This is a genomic window from Winogradskyella litorisediminis (genome assembly GCF_042675765.1).
Classification (GTDB): Bacteria; Bacteroidota; Bacteroidia; order Flavobacteriales; family Flavobacteriaceae; genus Winogradskyella; species Winogradskyella litorisediminis.
In genome coordinates this window covers 26,438-47,635 of the sequence record NZ_JBHTJL010000012.1, presented here as the reverse complement: position 1 = coordinate 47,635, position 21,198 = coordinate 26,438, and the positions used below count along the sequence as shown (strand labels likewise).

Below are 21,198 nucleotides of genomic sequence, written 5' to 3'. Positions count from 1 at the left end.
TTTTAACATTTGTGTTAATGTAAGGTTAAACACAATTTCTGCTAAATGTTAAAATGTTAAATTTGTTTTGATGAACAAAAAGCTTTTCGTGTTATTGGTAGTACTCATGAGTCTTTCACTCATAGGTATAATATTCGTTCAGTCTTATTTCATTAATCAAAGTATAGAAGATAGACGTCAGCAATTTTCGCTGAACGTCAAACGCTCTTTAAGTCTTGTGTCTAAGCAAATAGATGATTACGAATACCGTAATTATTTAGACATCATGAGACAGTATTTGTCTGAGAATAATGTACCAGACTCTACTGCCGTTCAGAGTTTAATTGTATCTTTTGATGATGATGAAAATGAACAAACCATTGTACACCAAAACATTATTTTAGAGGAGCGTTATAGAGTGCCATCGTTGTTCTTTGAAATAGATGCAGATAGTACAGATTTTAGTAAATACCGAAATCAGAAAATAACAGAAGTCTATAAAAAAACACCTTTTGAGAATGGTTCAGTAGAACGCGTATCCCAAATAAAGGAATATGATGAAATGAGTGATGATACTAAAAGTTTTCTTTATAGAGATGCTTTTAAATCACTTGTAAGTTCTTACGATTATCCTATTAACAAAAGGGTAAATAAAGATTTAATAGAAAGTTTTTTAAACAAAAATTTAAAAAACCAAGGTGTAGATATCGATTTTGAATATGCTATTTATGATGATGATTTATCAACAAATATACGTAGTGATTATTTCGAAAAAACTGAAAATTCTTACGGAATTCCAATTTTTTTAGATAATAATGACGAAAGCAGTTTTAATCTTTGGGTAGATTTTCCGGACCGTAGCAAGTTTTTACTATCAACCATTTTGTGGATGATTGTATTGTCGATAATTTTTACAAGTGTTATTATAATTGCTTATACAAGTGCTATTTATCAATTAATTAAGCAACGTCAAATATCTCAGATAAAAACGGATTTTATAAACAATATGACGCATGAGTTTAAAACGCCAATTGCAACCATAAATTTGGCATTAGATTCAATCAGAAATCCAAAAATAATTGAAGATAGAGAAAAAGTACTTCGCTATTTGGGCATGATAAAGGAAGAAAATAAACGAATGCATGCGCAAGTAGAAAATGTACTTAGAATCTCTAAGCTCGAAAAAAATGAGCTTAATATAAGTAAGGAACACCATGAGCTTCACGACTTAATAGAGGACGCTGTTACGCATGTTGAATTAATTGTTGAAGATAGAAAAGGATATATCAATTTGCATCTAGAGGCTGAGAAGTCATCAATATTAGCTAACGAGACTCATTTTACAAATGTTATCGTAAATGTTTTAGATAACGCTATTAAATATTCAGATGATAAACCAAAGATTGATGTTTACACAGAAAACGTGGGAAATAGCATTCAATTAAGAATAGCTGATCAAGGAAATGGCATGTCAAAGCAAGTTCAAAAACGTGTTTTCGAAAAGTTCTATAGAGAACATACTGGAAATGTACATAACGTTAAAGGGCACGGATTAGGATTAGCTTACGTAAAAAGAATAATAGACGACCATCAAGGTCATATATCAGTAGAAAGCGAAAAAGGAAAGGGTAGCACCTTTATAATTAGGCTACCATTAATATCATAATACTATGGAAGAACAAAATAAGAAAATACTTTTAGTAGAAGATGATCCAAATTTTGGAACAGTTTTAAAGGACTATTTAATCATGAACGATTTTGATGTTGTTCATGCCAAAAATGGTATGGAAGGTTTTGAGAAATTCAAAAAGGACGATTATGACCTTTGTATTCTTGATGTAATGATGCCTTACAAAGATGGCTTTACCTTAGCCAAAGAAATTAGAGAAAAAAATACTGATGTGCCAATCGTATTCCTAACAGCGAAAGCTATGAAAGAAGACGTGCTTAAAGGGTATAAGGTAGGTGCAGATGATTATCTCAACAAGCCATTTGATAGTGAAGTACTATTAATGAAAATTAAAGCCATCATGCAGCGTAAAGCTACAGATAGTGTTGCAGATAGTAAACAATTTGAATTTGAAATTGGTAGATTTCATCTTAACTCTAAACTAAGATTTTTATCTTTTGATGGAGGAGAACCAGAAAAATTATCACCAAAAGAAAACGAATTATTGCGTTTATTGGCTTTACATGAAAATGATTTAATGCCGCGTGAACTAGCATTAACAAAAATTTGGAGAGACGATAATTATTTTACTTCTCGAAGTATGGATGTTTATATTGCAAAGTTGCGTAAATATCTAAAACCAGACCCAAATGTAGAAATTTTGAATATTCATGGCGAAGGTTTCAGACTTGTGATTAACAAATAAATGATACTCTTAGTATATATTAAAGCCAGCTATTATGCTGGCTTTTTCATTTTTATATAGTCAATTACATCGTCAACATCATCTAAATAATCAAACCATTTTATAGATTCATCCTTTCTATACCAAGTGAGTTGACGCTTAGCAAAACGCCTCGTATTTTTTTTAATCTCTGAAATTGCAAAATCCAAGGTCCCTTCGCCTTCAAAATATCTAAAAAGTTCTTTGTAACCAACAGTATTTAGGGCATTTAAATTCTTATAAGGTAAAAGTGATTTTACTTCCTCTATGAGGCCATTTTCTACCATAATATCTACACGACGATTAATTCTGTCATATATAATTTTCCTATCCGCATTAAGACCTATTTGTATAGTTTCAAAAATTCGCTTTGGTTTTTCCTTAGCCAAAAAGCTGGAATAGGGCTTGCCCGAACCAATACAAACCTCTAAAGCCCTTATCACTCTTTTTGGGTTGTCAATGGCAATAGTATTGTAAGATTTTGGGTCTAATGCTAGTAATTGAAACTGTAATGGTTCTAGACCATCAGTCTTCAATTTAGCATTCAATTGATCTCTAATTTCTTCTGAAATTTTAGGAAAATCATCTAGTCCATGTATAATAGCATTGCTATATAAACCAGAACCACCAACCATTATTACGGTATCATGCGACTTATATAATTCATCTAATTTAGCGATAGCTTCTTTTTCGAACTGACCAACACTATAAGGCTCTTTTATAGATATATGCTGAATAAAATGATGTGGCGCTGCTGCTAATTCTTCTTTTGATGGTACCGCAGTACCGATTTCCATTTCATTAAAAAACTGACGAGAATCTGATGAAATAATTTCAGTATTAAAATGTTTGGCTAATTTTATGCTAAGCGCTGTTTTACCAATTCCTGTTGGTCCTACGATAGATATAAGTAACTTACTCATGATGCAACCCTTCGCCACATTTATAACAATATTTTGCGCCATCTAAGTGTTTTTCTGCTAAACAAGAGGAGCAACTTTGAGTATTGATAGGGACAATAGTAATTATCGGTTCTGTTTCAGTAGCATTATCTTCATTTTTTTTGTCATCTGTGACAGCTCTTGCATATTCAGCAGATACAATTCCTGTAGGTACGGCAATGATTCCGTAACCCAAAACCATAATTATTGTCGTTATAAACTGGCCTAATGCAGTTTGTGGTGCTATATCTCCAAAACCAACTGTTGTTAATGTTACTATACACCAATAAACGCTTTTAGGTATGTTTGTAAAGCCGTTAGCTTCGCCTTCTACCAAGTACATGATAGTACCAAATACAACTGATGATACCATCACCGCAAAAAGAAAAACCAAGATTTTAACTCGACTAGCAATTATAGAATTTTTTAATTGGTTTGATGCACCTAAATAGCGTGCTAATTTTAAAATTCTAAAAACTCTTAGTAATCTTAATGCCCTTAAAACAACTAGCGCTTGTGCTCCGCCAACAAAAAAATAAGCAATATACATTGGTATAGTCGACAAAAAATCGATGATACCAAACATGCTAAAAATATATTTTGTTGGTTTTTTTACGCTGACAATTCTCAAAATGTATTCAATGGTAAAAAATATGGTAACAAACCATTCTCCGATAAGAAGTAATTTATGATATTTTTCGTCTATACTATTGACGCTTTCTAGCATTACCAATATAATACTCGCAATAATTAATATGAGTAATACAATATCAAATAATTTTCCAGCAGGTGTGTCGGCTTCATAAATTATTTCATGAACTTTTGTTCGCCAATTATGTTTTTTGGTAGTTTCCACAATTTAAAGTTACGAAAGTTATTGTTTTTCTAGTACAACAATACTATTATTCTGCAAGTCAATAATTTTAGCCATGAATATTTTTAAAGCGTCGTAGTAGCCAGCTTCATAAACCGGCTTGTCCAGTTTAATCCTTACAAAAACAGATAATTTTTTTTCGTTTGCGCTGCTGGAAAATGTAACCATGCCAGCTTTGTTAGGTAAGGCCATTGTTGTTGGTTCTGGTAGTTCAACAACTTTTAGATTGTCTCCAAGCTCTAACTCTAAAGTGTACAGAAATGCTTGTTTATAACCAAAATCTACAGGATAGGTGCGTTGTTGAAGTTTGAATGGATTTTCAGAATAAAATTGATAAACAAACGGATTGAAATAAATCTTATCTCCAATCATTTCTTGTTCATTAACTAATTTAATTTCTTCAATAAACTTTTCAGGATTTTTTCCTTCAGAAAGGACTTTATGTTCTGTAATACTGCTTGTTGGGTATCTATTTTTTAACCATTCGAGATAGTTTGATTTATTTTCAGAATACTTTCTTTTCTTTAAATAGCTATTGTTACCAGAAACGGCAATGGTTACATCGGCTTCAAGTTGATTGCTATCATTCAATTTGTATTTAGCACCTATTTGTGTGGTAGAATAGGCTTTAATATCAATATCTTCCCAATAACTGGCATATTCAATGTCATAAACTCGACCATATTGATTTAGACAATACAATGGCAATTCACCAAAACTTAAATATGGGTCGGTGGCGTCTAGAAAATACGTTTGCTCGTCGTCAATATTTAATTTAACAATCACGTAGTTAAAGTCGGTTAAAACTGGATAAACTTTGGTGGCATGACCATTTTCTCTAGTTGAAATTAGCATAGGATATGCTTCAAACCCTTCAGAATAAAATAGATTTTGAAGCAGTAAATTGATTTCAAACGCATTTCCGCCACCATCTGCTAAGAGACGTTTAATCGAAGCATCATATCTGCCGGAATTGTTGTTCCATTTGTAATTATCGAGAACATATTGGTATATCGCTTTTGCTTTTTCTAGTTTATCGGTAATGGTTGTGATATTACTTGGTAATACATCTTTTACAAGTTTTTTCTTATTGATTTGTCTTCCAAAGTCAGAGTCTGTTCTTAATTCTCCATCAACATCTTCCCATGTTTTAGATATTTTATCAACAGCTCCGTTAAATTGTCTCACAACACTAAGTTCATATTCAATTCTTGACAAATAATTATCACGTGTAGTAGTATATTCTTCAGCTTTATATGCTGGGATGTCTGTCATCACATATTTGTAGATGGCACAGTTTGCATATGCGCCTCGACCAGCTTCGAGGCAATTAGGTTCAACATCGCTTTTATTGACGTCTAAAGGAAGACTACCAACTAATTTTATGTTATACTCATAATTTCCAGGTATACTTGCATTATATTCGCTATAACTCACAGGAATGTCTTGTTGAAAATACCAAGGCTGAAATTTATTGATAAACTTTGTTGATTTTGTATAACTATATGTAATTACGCTACCTACTTTTACGTTAGGAAAGGCAAGCCTAATAATTTCGTAGGTTTCATTTTGTTCTTTAAAAATGGCATCTTCGTTTAAAGTCGAAATAACAGATTTTCCATTGACAGTATGATGAACGGAAGCTTTTATTTCTCTAATCGTTTCTCTAGAATTTTCACCAATTAATAAAGGGATTTCTACTTGACCATATTTTAATCCGTCTTTATTGAGTATTTTAATTTTTTGTTTAATTTCTATGTTTAATCTCCAAGTTTCTTTGTTGAAAAAAGCATTTCCATAATCGTAAACAATCACTGCACTTGCATTTGTATCCTTATCATAAACAGTTGTACTTAATTCTTCTTTTGTAACATTCATATTTGGTTTAAAAACTTGACTATAAATATGAAAATTGGATAGTATAAACAGTAAAAGTAATTTGTATTTCTTCATTTTAAAAGGGTGAAATTTTTAAACGTTTTTTATTTCTACGCACGTAGCTTTGTATAATGTGCTGGTTATCTCTGTTATTAGACATTGGTGTAATAAGTGAGAGCAAAACTTCTGGATTTGTAATTTGATGATTGAGGTCATAAAACCCAAGACCTTTAAATTCGCCATTTTCAATAACCACGACGCTTTTTTCAGAAACGTCTCTGCCACGGTCAATAATGAGCATATTCTTATTTTCGTAAGAGTGTAAATCTATAAAAGCACTAACTCTGTCGTTATAATCGTTTACGTTTTCTTCTGAAATACATGCACCTAAACATTCTTTAATCCCGTAGTTAAAGCAGCTTGTTTTCGTCTTTTCTAAGCCTGTTAGTTTTTGACAAAGCTCAAAAGTTTGAAGAATGTAGTTCATAAAACTTGTAGCACTTTGTCTGTTGGTAAAGGTTGTTATTGGTCTTTCGTTTTTACTAGCGGATTCGATTCTAAGGTTTATGTACCCATTTTTATCAGTAAATTGATAAAGCCCATGAGAGAAAATATGCTTTCTTAAAGCACGATTTAATAGGGGCTTATTCTTTTTAATTTCTTCACTTTCTTTTAAAAGCGCAACTAGTTCGCTTCCTGTTTTTTCAAAAGAAACCGAATGCACTAAAGCTTGTATTTTTTTTGATTTAGAATTTTTGCCTGTAAAATGCTGTGTAATTCGTTTTTTAATATTGTTACTTTTGCCGATATATATAATTTCCCCAGCTTCATTATGTATATAATACACTCCGGTTTCAGTAGGCAAGTCTTCAATAATATTTTTTAAACTTGAAGCAATTTTTGGTTTAATCTCCGTTTTTACTGCGGCTTTAATAATTTCTTTTTTTGAGTCTTTACTCATTAAAAGTTTAAAAAGCTTTACAGTTGCTTTTGCATCGCCATCTGCGCGGTGTCTATCACTTAAAGCAATACCAAGAGCGCGTGTTAATTTACCCAAGCTATATGATGGCATATCTGGTATCAATTTTTTGGAAAGCTCTACAGTACACAAGGTTTTACGTTTAAAAGGAAAGCCTAATCGCTTAAATTCGGTACGGAGAATACGATAATCAAAAGATGAATTGTGGGCAACGATAATACAATCTTCAGTAATTTCTACAATACGTTTAGCAACTTCGTAGAATTTTGGTGCATTTCTGAGCATTTTGTTATTAATGCCAGTAAGATTTACTACGAAAGGCTGAATCTCTCTTTCAGGATTAACCAAGCTTATAAATTGGTCTACGATTTTATGACCGTCAAATTTGTAAATAGCAATCTCCGTGATGCCTTCTTCATTAAATTTTCCGCCTGTAGTTTCTATATCGAGTATTGCGTAAATAAGCTGTTTTTTTGTAAGATTTTAAAAATGAAAGGTAAGTGTATTTGCTAAAAAAATCAATAGGAATTAATCGTAATTTCTAGCTCCAAAAATGCTACTGCCAATGCGCACCATATTACTGCCACAATCGATTGCTAATTGATAATCGCCGCTCATTCCCATAGATAAAGTTTGAAGTACGCAATTTTTAGTTTCTTGTGGTTTTAGTTCATCAAAAAGACGTTTTAAAAACTGAAATTCTTTTTTGACTTGAGAGACATCATCAGTAAATGTTGCCATTCCCATTAAGCCAACAATCTTAATATTTTGTAATTCTGAAAATTCTTCTGAAGAAAGTATTGACTTTGTATCTTCTGCTGAAAGTCCAAACTTACTATCTTCTTCAGCAATTTTAATTTGCAGCAAGCAGTTAATCACACGGTTGTGTTTTTTTGCTTGTTTATTAATTTCTTTCAAAAGTTTTAGGCTATCAACTCCATGAATTAAATCTACAAATTCTGCCATGTATTTAACCTTGTTTCGCTGAACGTGTCCAATCATATGCCATTGAATGTCTTTTGGCATTTCTTCCCATTTTTCAGCCATTTCTTGGATTTTGTTCTCTCCAAAAACGCGCTGACCAGCATTGTAAGCTTCCATTAAATCGCTAACAGGTTTTGTTTTAGAAACTGCGACAAGCATCACCTGTTTTGGAAGTGCTTTTTTTAGTGTTGTTAATTTTTCTGTTATAGACATGTATCTTTTATAGATTATAAAGATAATAAACTAAAGTATCATAATTGCTTAATTGTCTTCCCAACCTTTACTAATTTCTTCATTAGGGAATTGTACTCGAGTCCTCCATATTTGTCCATAAAAACCTGTTCCTTTTGCACTAAGTAATGCCCAAAAACCATCGCCATAAGATATAGAGATAATAGTTTTTTGTAAATCCCAAAATTCTTTTATTTCTGTTGAAGGAAAATCGATTCTAGTTCGCCAACTCTGCGCATAGTATCCAGAACCTTTTGAGAATACAACAATCCACTTATCCTTAGAATAGTTTAGTGTTGTGATTGTTTTGTTTTTGTCCCAATTGTCTTTAATTTCATCCTTAGGAAAATTATTACGAGTTATCCAAGCTTGCTCAGAGTAGCCAGTTCCTTTAGACATAACTAATACCCATATATCTTTGCAGTATTCTAAATGTGTAATAGTTTTTCCCTGTTCCCAACCTTTACGTATTTCATCTTTAGGAAATTCTAGTCTTGTCCGCCAAATTTGGCTATAATATCCAGTACCTTCTGACATCACTAAAACCCAGACACCATTTCCATATGTTAGAGTTGTTATCGTTTTGTTTTTATCCCAACCTTTTTTAATCTCATCTTTTGGAAACTCAACCCTCTTTTTCCAAATTTAATGTGTAAAGGAAGTTCCCTTACTCATAACTAAAGCCCAAAGCCCATTTCCATAAGAAAGAGAGGTAATATATCTACCAATTTTATAACCTTCTTCTATTTCTTTTTCAGGGAAGTATTCAGTGAATGAAGTGGTTACATCGTCGGACTTTAAGCATAGCACTTTATCAGAATTTTTATAATTAAAAGATGATAAAGCAAACGAATTATTTAAATTGAAAAAAGCAATAAGTAAGAATAAAATTAATTTTTTTGTAAATATCATTTGTTATTAATTTTTACTAAAACTAATAAAATCTTACTAAAATTTAAAAAGAGTTAGTTTTTTCAAAACTCATAAATAGTAACGCCACTTCTCAATTTAGGCTCAATATAAGTACTTTTTGGCGGCATGGTTAAACCTTCATCGGCGATGGCTTTTAGTTGCTCAATTGTTGCCGGAACCATTCCAAAACCTACTTTAAATGTTCCACTATCAACCATACTCTTCAAATTAACAACATCTTTTTTACCGCTTAGATAATCAATACGTGTATCGTTTCGCAAATCATTGATACCTAAAATAGGCTTGAGAATTGTATCGTATAACAACTGCGCGTCTAACTGGTCTAAAGCAGTTTTAAATGTATAATCATTTTTTCGTAAGTAAAGCGAATAAAATTCACCGTCTAAATACATACTAAAATGATGAGGTTTTGAAGGCTTGTATGGCATTATACCACGATTATCAATTCGATAAATCGTATCAAGCTGAATTAAAAACTCTTCTTTAGACAATCCATTTAAATCTTTAATAATTCGGTAAAATTCGTGAAGCTTTAATTCGGACTCAGCAATTAAAAAACTCATAAAATGGTTATAAGTTTCTTTGCCATTATGATTTGGATTTTCGGCAGTTAAAGCGTCGCATAAAAGAGCAGAAGATGATGACCGATGATGACCGTCAGCAATATAAAGTGTATCCATTTCGGCAAACGCATTTGCAATTGTTTGTACATCATTTGCCGAGTTGATTTCCCATAAATAATGCGTATCGCGATAAGTTGTGGTAAACTCAAATTCAGCTCGTTCTTTTTGTACTTCGTTTACAATAAATGAAATATTAGCATTATCAGGATAGGTGAGTAGCACTGGCTCGGCATTAAACCCCACGGTTTTTAGATAATCTTTAAAAATGATTTCTCTACTTTCAATCGTGTCTTCGTGTTTTTTTATGACGTTATTTTTATAATCCTCTACACTTGCTGCAGCTATAATACCATTAAATACTTGATGGTCACGGTCAATAATTTTATAAACATAAAATGATGGCAATTTGTCTTGAACAAAAACACCATCTTCCTTAAATTCTGAATAGCGGTTTTTCACCAATTGGTAACGTTCCTTGCCTGAGATTTCTTTATCGTACTTATAACCAGGGTTAACAATGTGTAAAAATGAATACGGATTGTGGTCCAGACGTGCCTCACGCTCTGATTGGGTATAACTTTGGTACGAACGCGATGCCACAAGACTGACTTTATCTCGTGTTGGCCGAACTGCGCGAAAAGGTTTTATGTTTGCCATATATTTTTAATTGGCAGCCTTAGTTTCATCTATAGATATTTCTAAAACTAATTCTGATTACTACGACTGTGACCGTCTACTAAGAAAATTGTGAAGCAATTTTCTCTGCTTTTCGACTTTCAGAATAATCGTAAAAACCTTCACCAGACTTTACACCTAACTTTCCTGCCATAACCATATTTACTAATAACGGACATGGCGCATATTTAGGGTTCTTAAAACCGTCGTACATCACATTTAAAATGGAAAGACAAACATCGAGACCAATAAAATCCGCCAATTGAAGTGGTCCCATTGGATGCGCCATTCCGAGTTTCATTACGGTATCAATTTCTGAAACGCCTGCAACACCATTGTATAAAGTCTCAATAGCTTCATTAAGCATTGGCATTAAAATACGATTAGCAACAAAACCAGGGTAATCATTGACTTCGGTTGGCACCTTGCCTAAAGTTTTAGACAGTTGCATTATAGTGTTTGTTACATCATCACTTGTATTGTAACCGCGAATGATTTCTACCAATTTCATAATTGGCACAGGATTCATAAAATGCATACCGATAACTTTCTCTGGTCGAGAAGTTGCAGCACCAATTTGTGTAATTGAAATTGACGACGTGTTAGTTGCCAAAATTGTGTCTTTTGGAGAAGCTTCATCTAACTGCTTAAAAATTTTAAGTTTTAAATCTAAATTTTCTGTAGCGGCTTCAACCACTAAATCGGCATGTTTTACACCTTCAGAAATGTTTGTATAAGTGGAAATATTGTTTAGTGTTTCAGTCTTATCAGCTTCAGTAATTTTTTCTTTTGCGACCATTCGGTCTAAATTTTTAGAAATAGTTGTTAAACCTCTTTCTAAAGAAGTTTCACTGATATCTATTAAATTAACTTTAAAACCAGACTGTGCAAATGTATGGGCAATTCCGTTTCCCATTGTTCCTGCACCTATAACTGCTATATTTTTCATATGTCCTTTCTTAATCTCTCCAAAGGAGAGAAACTGTTATGTTTAATTTATCTTTTAAAAGTTTGAGTGTTTTTCCCTTTGGAAAAAAGTCAAAAAGGGATTTAAAACTGATTAATAATCATATTTGCCACTCGTAATGCTTCTGTACCGTCGTGTAGTGTTACAACTGGTTTTGTATCGTTATTGATAGCATCAGCAAAAGTTTCTAACTCGTCTAAAATGGCATTATTGTTTTCAATTTCAGGATTATCAAAATAGATTTGCTTTTTAATACCTTCTGCGTTTTGTAGAATCATATCAAAATCACCGGGATTTTCTGGCGCATCTTTCATTTTAACGACTTCGCACTTTTTTTCTAAGAAATCTACAGATATGTAAGCGTCTTTTTGAAAAAATCTTGTCTTCCTCATGTTTTTTAATGAAATACGACTTGCAGTTAAGTTGGCTACGCATCCATTTTTAAATTCTATACGCGCGTTTGCAATATCAGGGGTTTCAGAAATCACAGAAACGCCACTAGCTGAAATATGCTTTACTGGCGAATTTACCACACTCAAAATAATATCAATATCGTGTATCATTAAATCTAAAACCACAGGAACATCTGTACCACGTGGATTAAATTCTGCTAATCGATGTGTTTCAATAAACATTGGGTTTACAATTTGGTTTTTTACACCAATAAAAGCAGGATTAAATCGTTCTACATGACCAACCTGACCTTTTACACCGTGTTCTGCGACCAAAGTTCTAATGGTTTCCGCCTCTTCAACAGTGTTTGTAATTGGTTTTTCTATAAAAATATGTTTCCCTTTAGAAATGGCTTTTTTAGCACAGTCGTAGTGACTCAGCGTAGGTGTTACGATATCAACAACATCCACAGCATCAATTAATGCATCTATAGAATCGAAATACGTATAACCGAATTCATCAACAACTTTTTTAGCATTTTCTGGGTCAGCGTCGTAAAAGCCAACTAGATTGTATTTATGAGATTGATTGAGTAATCTTAAATGAATTTTTCCAAGGTGACCAGCACCAAGAACACCAGCTTTTAGCATGTTTTTCAGTTTTTAACAAAAATAGTTGTTTTCCTTTAGATTATTTATAATGAAAATATAAAAAAGAGAGATTTTCGTAATTTGAAATTGAATGAGATATTTTGTCTGTTTTAGAATTGACTCGGCCTAAACTAGTTGAATAAAAGAAATGTTTTACTCCTTTCAGGCGCATAATAAAGATTCATAAAATTTGAAATTTTAGTCATTGGAATTTAAATAATCGTATCTTATTTTCGCAATAACTAAACTACCATTTTTGAAAGATACATTTAAGCATAAAGGCATGCGCCAGCAATTGGTCGAGGTCTTAAAATCTAAAGGTATAAAAGACGCAAAGGTCTTAGCTGCAATTGGCAAAATACCAAGGCATTTGTTTATGGATTCTGGCTTTATTGACCATGCTTATGTAGATAAGGCGTTTCCTATTGCCGCAGACCAAACCATATCGCAACCTTATACTGTGGCGTTTCAGTCGGAATTAATGCAAATACATGCTGGCGATAAAGTTTTAGAAATAGGAACGGGTAGTGGTTACCAAACAGCTGTTTTATTAGAGCTTGGCGCCAAAGTGTTTAGTATTGAACGTCAGCAAGAATTATTTAAAAAAACATCCAAGTTTTTACCTAAAATAGGATACCGAGCTAAAAAAATAATTTTTGGAGATGGTTATAAAGGTTTACCTGCTGAAGCACCTTTTAAGAGCATTATCGTTACTGCTGGTGCACCGTTTGTACCAAAACCATTATTGGGGCAATTGATTATTGGTGGTCGATTGGTTATTCCCGTTGGTGAAGAAGTGCAAATTATGACCTTATTTATTAGAAAAGGCCCAAAAGAATTTGAAAAGCACGAATTTGGTGAGTTTCGATTTGTGCCTTTGTTGGAGGATAAGAATTAAATTTTAGTTGCTGCGCTGAGTAAATTACTATTATAATTTATATAAGAAGACCTCACAGGTTTTAAAACTTGCGAGGTCTAAATATTTAATTCAAAGTTTTTTTAATTTACAGCTTTCAAAAAAGCATCTTTCCCGCCAACAACTGGTAAAGAAATAGATGTTTTGTCTAATTTTATAGTTAATTCTGTTCCTGGTTTTGGATGTAAAGTAAATTCTGGGTCGCTACTAAAAACCATTAAGCCTATTTGTTGGCCTTTTCTAATGATTTGGTCGTCTGGTTGTAAATCGAAATTTACGGTGTAAAATTTACCAGGCTCTAAATCCTCTTCTTCAGTTAAAGATTTGTAATTTTTTGGATCAGCCCAATTTCGAGTTATCAAATTGTCTGTGATTTTAGAGCCTTCTAACGGTAATGATAGTAGATATACAGAAAGGTTTGCGGCTTTTTTACTGCTACTCAAAGTGATACTTATCTTTGGTACACCCGAAATGTGTAAATCCTCTTTTAATGGCTTTGTAACGTATAATAACCGATTTTCTGATTTTTCAGCTTTCGCTAAATCTTTCCATGTAAAATTAACATCGTCTTTTAGCGTTTCATTCATTTCTGAAGTTAAATCTGTAAATAAACCGCCTTGTCTATTTCCGCCTGCAAATAGATTTAATGTTACATCTTCTGCATCTGGATTTGGGTAATCTTTATATGCTGTTGGATTTTGTCTATCGTCATATTCTCTAACGATATACGCTTTGTTTTCTTCGTTTTCAATGCCATTATCTACACCGTGTAAATATTTTGTAAACCATTTGTTCATCATAGATGTTGGTGGCGGTCCGCCGTGACCCTGTTGATGGTAATAAATCGCTGTTGGCAAGCCCATCTCTTTAGCTTTTTTGTAGATACGGTAACTGTGTTCTGGCATAACATTCCAGTCGTTAAAACCGTGAGACATAAGCATTGCTGCTTTCATGTTTTTCATTTTTGGTAAATAATCGCGATTATACCAAAAGTCGTTCATATCACCAGTTTCACGGTCCATACCGTTTTTTATTTCAGTATCTCTAACAGTTTTGTTGTTATATGCACGTTTGTCTTCATCTCCACTATGCACAAAATCATAAAGTACATCAATGTCTTCACCCAAATATCCACCAGGTGAACGCACCAGACCGTTTGAGCGGTAATAATGGTAGGACGATGTGTTCGGAGCAATTGGTATAATAACTTCTAAGCCTTCAACACCAGTAGTAGCTGCAGCTAATGGCAATGTTCCGTTATATGAAGTCCCTGTCATACCCACTTTTCCTGTAGACCAATACGCTTTAACTTCCTCAGTTCCGTTACGTTCTGTAAAACCTTTTGCCTTTCCAGTTAACCATTGAACAACAGCTTTTGGCGCTAACTCTTCATTTACGCCACCGATAGTTGGTGCGCCGTCTGAAAATCCAGTACCAGGCGAAGAGGAATGCACAACAATATAACCACGTGGCACCCATTTTTTGATATGTGAATTTGAAATAATTGGGCGTTTACCACGGCGCTTCACTTCTGGATGATGACGTTCTTTTGCAGATTCACCTAATTCTATTTTTACATCCCACATTGTTCCGGGTTCATCTCCTGCAACGCCTGCAAAATATGGACTTGTTACGTAAATTATAGGTAATTTTAATCCTTCAGTTTCGGTTTGTTTTGGTCGTGTCACCGAAACATGCATCCGGTCTTTTTCTCCGTCGCCATCGGTATCAAAAGTTGTTTCTACCCAAAGGTCATGGCGTAACCAATCTTGTTGATTGCTAAAGGCATCTACGATTTGAGCTTCACCATCTTTAAAAACGGGTTTAGCTTTTTCTTGAGAGATTGCTGCTAATGAGAACGTAAAGGCAACAACTAGTAGTGTAGTTTTGTGTAAAAATGAATTTGTCATGCTTAATTATTATAAAGATTTCTCGACTGTCGCTCGAAATGACAGACTCGAAAAAAAATAAATTAAATTCCAAGTCTAAAATTAAGACGAAAAGTTAGTACGCCCTAAAATAATAGACTTTATTAACATTAATTAGAAAGATACTTTTCAGGAATAGGTGAAATTTCAGATTCTTGCATCCAATAAATGTTTATTATCCACCAGCGATTTCCATCGTTAAGTAATTGAATGCTGTTGATGCCTCGCATAAAAGGTTTGGTGTCGCTTTTACTTTTAAAAGATTCGTAGGTGCTAAATACTTGGGTGATGTTGCCAAAGGTGTCTGTTTTACGACTGATTTCTACTTCGTGAAATCCGTTTTCGACTAACCATTTTCCTGAAGTTTTAATGTAATCATCAGGCTTTAAATAGCGTGCAATAATTTCGCCTTCTTTATTTTTTCCTGTAGGAATTAATCTGGCTTTAGGGTGAAATAAATGCTTAAATAAATCCCAATTGCGTTCAACGCCTTTGTCACCAGAAATAACTGAATATAAGGTTTCAATAGTGTTGTCTAATGTTGAAACGTTTTCAGAATAATCGGGAGTTTCTGTTTCTTGAGCAGAAATTTGGAATGTTATTGCCAATGAAAGTATTATAATAATTCTTTTCATAAAATGAAGTTTTGCTTAGAAAAATTTCAACCCAAACACAAAAGCATCACCTTGATAGCCGTTTTGGTAAGATCGAATATAATCAAATCTTAAAAAACGCCATTTGCCGAAGCCAATATTGTCTAGTCCTATTGTAAATTCTTGATACGGTTTGTTGTCTGGTGTTGCTAAATTATGCGCACCGACGACAAGGTTAAAATTCAACTTATTTAGCAGCGGAATTTTCCCTAAAATAAAACCATTAAAATCATGCTCAGCATGCATTTCTAAATAGCTATCGTTTGTGCTGGCATCGTAATAACCAAGATTATTAAAAACGTTAGTGTAATTTCCACGTCGACTAAAATTAATCTGATTGCCATTAAAATGTTGAAAATCCATAAACGCAATATTATCCGCATCAAAAAACTTTCCGGCGCGCACATTATACGCAAATCGCCCTTTGTTTGCAACATTTAAAGATTGATAAATACGTGCTTTTATTTGTCTAAAATTGTAATTATCGTTTGTAGAACCAAATCCTTCTTCATAACCTATTACAAGCGTTGGATATTTATCGTTAGAAATATTGAATTTACTATCTGGATAACTTAAATACTTCTGTCCAAAATTAATTCGCGCGGATGCGTTAAACTTTAAAATGTTATGATTTTGAAATGGTGCTATACCAAAAGCCGTTTCATTTAAAGGGTTGTTACTTGTATAAGGTTTATTGCTATCTGGAGAAAAGGTTTGGTCCGTGGTGTTAAATAATGCGTTTCGACGTTCGTAACTTAAACTGCTGTAAAATCTAAAGCCGTTAAAAAGTTCTTCAGAATAACTAGCTTGTAGAAATTGGCGCTCATAAATTTTCAAGTAGTTTTCATTAAAACCTAATGATGCAACAGTATTATCTATTCGGCTAATAGGTTCAGAATTATTAAATTGTTGCGTTTCTACTCCACCAGAAAGCGTTATAAATGCACGGCTAATGTCATTAAATTTATACGTAAGATTAGCGCTCGCACGCAATCTGTCGTCTGAAAAACCGTAGTTAAAATTAGCATTAGCACTGAAATAGCGTTTGAATTCGTCATAATTTTTACGGTAGAAAAGGTTTGCATTTGCATTCCAACCTTGTACGGTGTTAAATGCAGTTTCGGTTATTGGTATGTCATAACCAAAATGGTAATCTTTATGTGAATTTTGATAGGTGTAACCTAAAATATCGCCAAGTTTAAATTCATTTCGCGCCATATCAACCGAATCTAAATAGGGCTTAGATTCTTTCCTAAGCTGAATACTATCTTTCTTTACGTAATCAACGGCTTCTTCTTTGGTGAGCGGAACTGGTCTAATTTTTTTCCAAAACAACGAATCTTTTTTATTAGCTTCTTTTTCAAAAGCAACTAGCTCGGCTCCAAAATCATCTTTTGTGAGCGGTACATTAAATTCATAATTACTATAAACTGCTGTAAAGCGTCCATCTCCTTTAAAACCAAATAGACCATATTCAAAATCGATACTTTGAGAGATTAAAGCCCAAATAGTATTAGTTTCAGAATAGGAGAAATTTTGTTTTATAGTAATTATGTTTGCTACTGGAATTCGTGCTTGAATGCCAGTAATATCTAATTCCAAAGCATATAATGTCCATTGGTCTTCGACAATATAAACGTAACCCGAAAAAACAGGGTCGTTTGCTCGTTTTGGCATCACTTTAATTTTGTTAATGAGATTGCCTCTGTCGTCATAAAACACACCATCTAGTTTATACCGATAATAACCAAACGCATTGTTGGCAATAGGTGAGATAATTTCGTTTCCTAAAGAAATGGTATTGTTATACAAATTGAAATCGACGTCTTGCGCGTTATTGAAACTAAAACCGTTAGAATCTCCACTGATTTTTGAAGCCACAATCTTTTCTTTTAAACGGTCGGGTTTTAAAAATTGTAGTTTTGAAATTGTTTCAGATAAATATACAATGCCGCTTCTGGTAGAGTCTAATCCATCAATTTCGACCTCTTGACCTAAAATTTTCTCTGGCGCATCTTTAATTTTCATAAGTCCACGCGAGTAAAAATCGGCTTTATAGCTTTTTATTTTTTCGAGATTAGCCTTACGTTGCGCAATGACTTTTCTCATTATAATATCTGCAGGATTTTCTTCGGAATTTATAACAACTTCTTCAAGCGAAACGGATTCTTCTTCAAGTGTAATATTCAATTCAAAAGGAAACTTATCGACTTTTATTGTACGTTTTAATGTTTTAAATCCCAAATACTGAAAAACTAAATCGTAGCTTTTCTTTTCAGTAACATTAAGCTCATAATAGCCATTATCATTGGTGGTTGTACCTTTGTAAGTGTCTTCTATAAATACATTTACAAATGGTAAGGGTTCGTTTTTACTGTCTGTAACGTTGCCCTTAATTTGAGAAAAGGAAAATGTAAGGCTAAAAATAAAAAGAAGAGCAAGTAGAAGTTTTTTCATATAAATTTGATTGAATGATTTATTGATATAGACGTTAAATAATCTAAAATAGTTGCCTATAAAACTCAAACATAGATGAAATGGCTATGATAAAGCGTTAGAAATTTCCTAAAGTTATCGGAAACTTTTCTTAATACGATCTAAGTTTCTTTTGTTATCGCGGTCTTTAATTGTCTCGCGCTTATCGTAAAGTTTTTTACCTTTGGCTAAAGCAATATCTAATTTTGCTAATCCTTTTTCATTGATAAAAAGGCGCAGCGGAATAATAGCGTTTCCTTTAATATTTACTTCTTTTTCCAGCTTTTTTAATTCGCGCTTATTAAGTAGGAGTTTACGAGTTGCTTTAGGCTTATGATTGTAGTAGTTACCAAATGTGTATTCCTCAATCGTCATATTTACCACAAAAAGTTCACCTTTATCGTTAAATTCGCAAAAACTCTCTGCAATAGAGGCTTTGCTCATACGAATAGATTTAATTTCTGTACCCGACAAAACAATACCTGCCAGGTATTTGTCTAATATCTCGTACTGAAATTTCGCCTTTTTATTGAGTATGTTTACTTTTTGTTGCATGCACGACAAAAGTAACTCTTATAGTTAAAAGTTGAAAATTATATACATAGAGTTTCGTGATTAGTTTTGATAGTTAAATGATAATTTTGCGACTATCAATTTTTAATATTTTAATATGAAGTATCTGTCCGTAATGTTAGGAGTATTTTTGATGTTCTCTTGTAAAAATGAAGTTAAAAAAAACGAAATTGAGTCTTTAACAGCCAGTGAAATAATAGATAAGTCTATTGCAATAGCTGGCGGAGAGATGTTGAAGCGCTCAACTATCAAATTTCATTTCAGAGACTACAGATACACTGCAATCCGTGTTAAAGGAAAGTTTCGTTACACACGTTTTAAAGTTGCCAATAACGGAGATTCTATTTTAGACATTTTAAAAAATGAAGGCTTCAGACGTTACGTTAATATGCGACAAGTAAAAGTTGAAGATTCCATGGTTTTAAAATATTCTGCATCTGTAAACTCAGTACATTATTTTTCGGTTTTACCGCATGGATTGAATGACAAAGCTGTAAATAAAAAATTGGTAGGCGAGGAGCAAATTAAAGGGAAAGCGTATTATAAAATCGAAGTGACATTTAATAAAAATGGCGGTGGCGAAGACTTTGAAGATATTTTTATATATTGGATAAATACAGAAACTTATAAACCTGATTATTTAGCTTATTCTTATAACGAAGACGACGGGAAAGGTATGCGCTTTCGCAAAGCTTATAATGAGCGTTTTGTAGAAGGTTTACGGTTTGTGGATTACAATAATTATAAAAGTGAAAATCCAAAAACCAAACTTAATGATTTAGCAAAAGCTTTTGACAATAACCAACTAAAATTACTCTCAAAAATAGAATTGAAACAAATAGAAGTAGATTTAATCGACCTGTGATATTGAGCTAGATTTGTTGCCTTCTTTGTCTATAGTAACAACAATTAAATTAGAATTTACTCTATCATCAAATTGCTTATATTTTTTTTCGCCCAAAAGCGCATTTGCGAATGCTGGTGTTGTATTGCTGTGACCTACAATTAAAACTGTTTTGTTTTTGTTTTCTTTAATAAAATTTGGACCATTAATATTACCAGGGTCGTAAAATTCTAATTCTAAGTCTTTTGATTCTGCCGTTGGCACTGCAGTTTCTTTTGTACGATTGTAGTTAGTAGAGTAGACTTTGTCTAATTTAATTTCATCAAAATATTTTGCCCAACCATCTGCACGCTGTTTACCTTCTTCGTTTAAATTAGGGTCACGATTAGATGCGTCAGAACGGTCTTTTTCTGCGTGTCTAATAAGGTAAATAACGGTAAAGTCTTTGTCTTTAGAATTTGACTGTCCACAGCTAAAAGATATTATAGAAAGTAAAGCAAGAAGCAGTATGCGTTTCATATTAAAATGATTTTTTCTCAAATATAGGATTTTATCCTGATTTGAAACTTATCCTGCTTGAGACAAACTTCCATTCATCATATCTACACCAGACGAGGTACCAATACGATCTACACCTGCATCTATATATTTGTAAGCTGTTTCTTGGTCTCTAATTCCACCAGATGCTTTAATTTTTGCTTTTCCTTTAAGGGTTTTTTTCATGATTTTAACGGCAGTTAAAGTTGCACCGCTTTTAGAAAAACCTGTAGAAGTTTTTACAAAATCAGCCCTGGCATCAACACAAATCTCACAAGCTTTTACAATTTCGTTTTTAGACAATTCGCTGATTTCGATGATTACTTTTAGAGGAATTTTTCCGATTGCTATTTTTACATCATTGATATCCTTTAATACAGCAACGTAATTTCGACTTTTTAGGTAACCAATATTTATAACCATATCAATTTCAGAAGCACCATCGTTAATTGCTTTTTTAGCTTCAAAAATTTTGGCTTCGGTTGAAGATGCTCCTAACGGAAAACCTACAACTGTACAAATTTTAACAGGAGTTTCTTTTAAGGCTTGTTTTGCAATTGGTACAAAACAGCTATTAACACAAACAGTTTTAAAGTTGTAGGTAATTGCTTCATTACAAAGCGTCATAATTTCTTTTTCGGTAGCTGTGGCTTTTAATAATGTGTGGTCTATGTATGCGTTTAATTCCATTTGGGGGACTTTTTTTATATAATTCAATAAATACTTAACTTTTGATTGTAACTAAATCAAACTTTAGGTCAATAATTAATCA

The 21,198-nt window shown here is 33.0% G+C and carries 20 protein-coding genes; 4 read left to right on the top strand and 16 right to left on the bottom strand.

Translation table 11 applies throughout. From position 1 onward, the window contains the following. Positions 1-70 precede the first annotated feature (70 nt). The gene (locus ACFQ1Q_RS10275) at positions 71-1,645 is read left to right on the top strand and encodes a sensor histidine kinase (RefSeq protein WP_386130859.1); all 1,575 of its coding nucleotides are present in this window, start codon (positions 71-73) and stop codon (positions 1,643-1,645) included. Between the two features lie 4 nt (positions 1,646-1,649). Continuing rightward, positions 1,650-2,354 carry a response regulator transcription factor gene (locus tag ACFQ1Q_RS10270; RefSeq protein WP_132706073.1) on the top strand — a complete coding sequence of 235 codons (705 nt, stop codon included), beginning with the start codon at positions 1,650-1,652 and terminating at the stop codon, positions 2,352-2,354. 32 nt (positions 2,355-2,386) lie between these two features. Here ACFQ1Q_RS10270 and miaA read toward each other — a convergent pair whose 3' ends face one another. The 10 genes from miaA to ACFQ1Q_RS10220 all read right to left on the bottom strand — a co-directional run bounded on the left by miaA (position 2,387) and on the right by ACFQ1Q_RS10220 (position 12,500). Next, entirely contained in the window at positions 2,387-3,337 is a 951-nt protein-coding gene (miaA, locus tag ACFQ1Q_RS10265) for a tRNA (adenosine(37)-N6)-dimethylallyltransferase MiaA (protein WP_386130855.1), read from the bottom strand. Next, positions 3,288-4,169, bottom strand: coding sequence for an ion transporter (locus ACFQ1Q_RS10260; protein ID WP_386130852.1), 882 nt, complete (start codon positions 4,167-4,169; stop codon positions 3,288-3,290). Before ACFQ1Q_RS10260 ends, miaA begins: the two co-directional genes overlap by 50 nt. Before the next feature lie 18 nt (positions 4,170-4,187). Beyond that, the gene (locus tag ACFQ1Q_RS10255) at positions 4,188-6,065 is read right to left on the bottom strand and encodes a DUF3857 domain-containing protein (protein WP_386130849.1); all 1,878 of its coding nucleotides are present in this window, start codon (positions 6,063-6,065) and stop codon (positions 4,188-4,190) included. Positions 6,066-6,141: 76 nt separating this feature from the next. Further along, the gene (locus tag ACFQ1Q_RS10250) at positions 6,142-7,506 is read right to left on the bottom strand and encodes an exonuclease domain-containing protein (RefSeq protein ID WP_386130982.1); all 1,365 of its coding nucleotides are present in this window, start codon (positions 7,504-7,506) and stop codon (positions 6,142-6,144) included. 66 nt (positions 7,507-7,572) lie between these two features. Continuing rightward, positions 7,573-8,241 carry a YggS family pyridoxal phosphate-dependent enzyme gene (locus ACFQ1Q_RS10245; RefSeq protein WP_386130846.1) on the bottom strand — a complete coding sequence of 223 codons (669 nt, stop codon included), beginning with the start codon at positions 8,239-8,241 and terminating at the stop codon, positions 7,573-7,575. Positions 8,242-8,289: 48 nt separating this feature from the next. Next, positions 8,290-8,904, bottom strand: coding sequence for a DUF7477 domain-containing protein (locus ACFQ1Q_RS10240; RefSeq protein WP_449361590.1), 615 nt, complete (start codon positions 8,902-8,904; stop codon positions 8,290-8,292). Further along, positions 8,905-9,171: a hypothetical protein gene (locus tag ACFQ1Q_RS10235; RefSeq protein WP_386130841.1), complete on the bottom strand. Its 267-nt coding sequence runs from the start codon at positions 9,169-9,171 to the stop codon at positions 8,905-8,907. Between the two features lie 62 nt (positions 9,172-9,233). After that, positions 9,234-10,472, bottom strand: a complete 1,239-nt coding sequence (locus ACFQ1Q_RS10230) for a DUF1015 domain-containing protein (RefSeq protein WP_386130839.1) — start codon at positions 10,470-10,472, stop codon at positions 9,234-9,236. Positions 10,473-10,551: 79 nt separating this feature from the next. Further along, a complete protein-coding gene (locus tag ACFQ1Q_RS10225) occupies positions 10,552-11,439 on the bottom strand; it encodes a 3-hydroxyacyl-CoA dehydrogenase family protein (protein ID WP_386130837.1) in 888 nt (295 codons plus the stop codon). Positions 11,440-11,540: 101 nt separating this feature from the next. Continuing rightward, positions 11,541-12,500: a Gfo/Idh/MocA family protein gene (locus ACFQ1Q_RS10220; RefSeq protein ID WP_386130834.1), complete on the bottom strand. Its 960-nt coding sequence runs from the start codon at positions 12,498-12,500 to the stop codon at positions 11,541-11,543. 256 nt (positions 12,501-12,756) lie between these two features. Between ACFQ1Q_RS10220 and ACFQ1Q_RS10215 the strand changes: the two genes are divergently transcribed. Then, on the top strand, positions 12,757-13,398 hold the full coding sequence (locus ACFQ1Q_RS10215) for a protein-L-isoaspartate(D-aspartate) O-methyltransferase (protein WP_386130831.1): 642 nt from the start codon (positions 12,757-12,759) through the stop codon (positions 13,396-13,398). A 101-nt stretch (positions 13,399-13,499) separates the two neighbouring features. Here the strand turns inward: ACFQ1Q_RS10215 and ACFQ1Q_RS10210 are convergent, their stop codons facing one another. The 4 genes from ACFQ1Q_RS10210 to smpB form a co-directional block, all read right to left on the bottom strand. Then, complete coding sequence (locus tag ACFQ1Q_RS10210; protein WP_386130828.1) at positions 13,500-15,326, bottom strand: Xaa-Pro dipeptidyl-peptidase; 1,827 nt, start codon at positions 15,324-15,326, stop codon at positions 13,500-13,502. A gap of 128 nt (positions 15,327-15,454) precedes the next feature. After that, positions 15,455-15,979 (bottom strand): hypothetical protein, encoded by a 525-nt coding sequence (locus tag ACFQ1Q_RS10205; RefSeq protein WP_386130826.1) that lies wholly within the window; start codon positions 15,977-15,979, stop codon positions 15,455-15,457. A gap of 15 nt (positions 15,980-15,994) precedes the next feature. Further along, on the bottom strand, positions 15,995-18,454 hold the full coding sequence (locus ACFQ1Q_RS10200) for a DUF5686 and carboxypeptidase regulatory-like domain-containing protein (protein WP_386130823.1): 2,460 nt from the start codon (positions 18,452-18,454) through the stop codon (positions 15,995-15,997). A gap of 114 nt (positions 18,455-18,568) precedes the next feature. Then, positions 18,569-19,027 carry an SsrA-binding protein SmpB gene (gene smpB / locus ACFQ1Q_RS10195; protein WP_386130820.1) on the bottom strand — a complete coding sequence of 153 codons (459 nt, stop codon included), beginning with the start codon at positions 19,025-19,027 and terminating at the stop codon, positions 18,569-18,571. A gap of 115 nt (positions 19,028-19,142) precedes the next feature. Here smpB and ACFQ1Q_RS10190 point away from each other — a divergent pair, with 115 nt between their 5' ends. After that, positions 19,143-19,910, top strand: a complete 768-nt coding sequence (locus ACFQ1Q_RS10190; protein WP_386130817.1) for a DUF6503 family protein — start codon at positions 19,143-19,145, stop codon at positions 19,908-19,910. Here ACFQ1Q_RS10190 and ACFQ1Q_RS10185 read toward each other — a convergent pair. Both ACFQ1Q_RS10185 and deoC read right to left on the bottom strand, forming a co-directional pair. Next, positions 19,896-20,408 (bottom strand): SixA phosphatase family protein, encoded by a 513-nt coding sequence (locus ACFQ1Q_RS10185; protein ID WP_386130814.1) that lies wholly within the window; start codon positions 20,406-20,408, stop codon positions 19,896-19,898. The two genes, ACFQ1Q_RS10190 and ACFQ1Q_RS10185, sit on opposite strands and share 15 nt — an antisense overlap. Positions 20,409-20,456: 48 nt before the next feature. After that, positions 20,457-21,116, bottom strand: coding sequence for a deoxyribose-phosphate aldolase (gene deoC / locus ACFQ1Q_RS10180; RefSeq protein WP_386130811.1), 660 nt, complete (start codon positions 21,114-21,116; stop codon positions 20,457-20,459). Between the last annotated feature and the right edge of the window lie 82 nt (positions 21,117-21,198).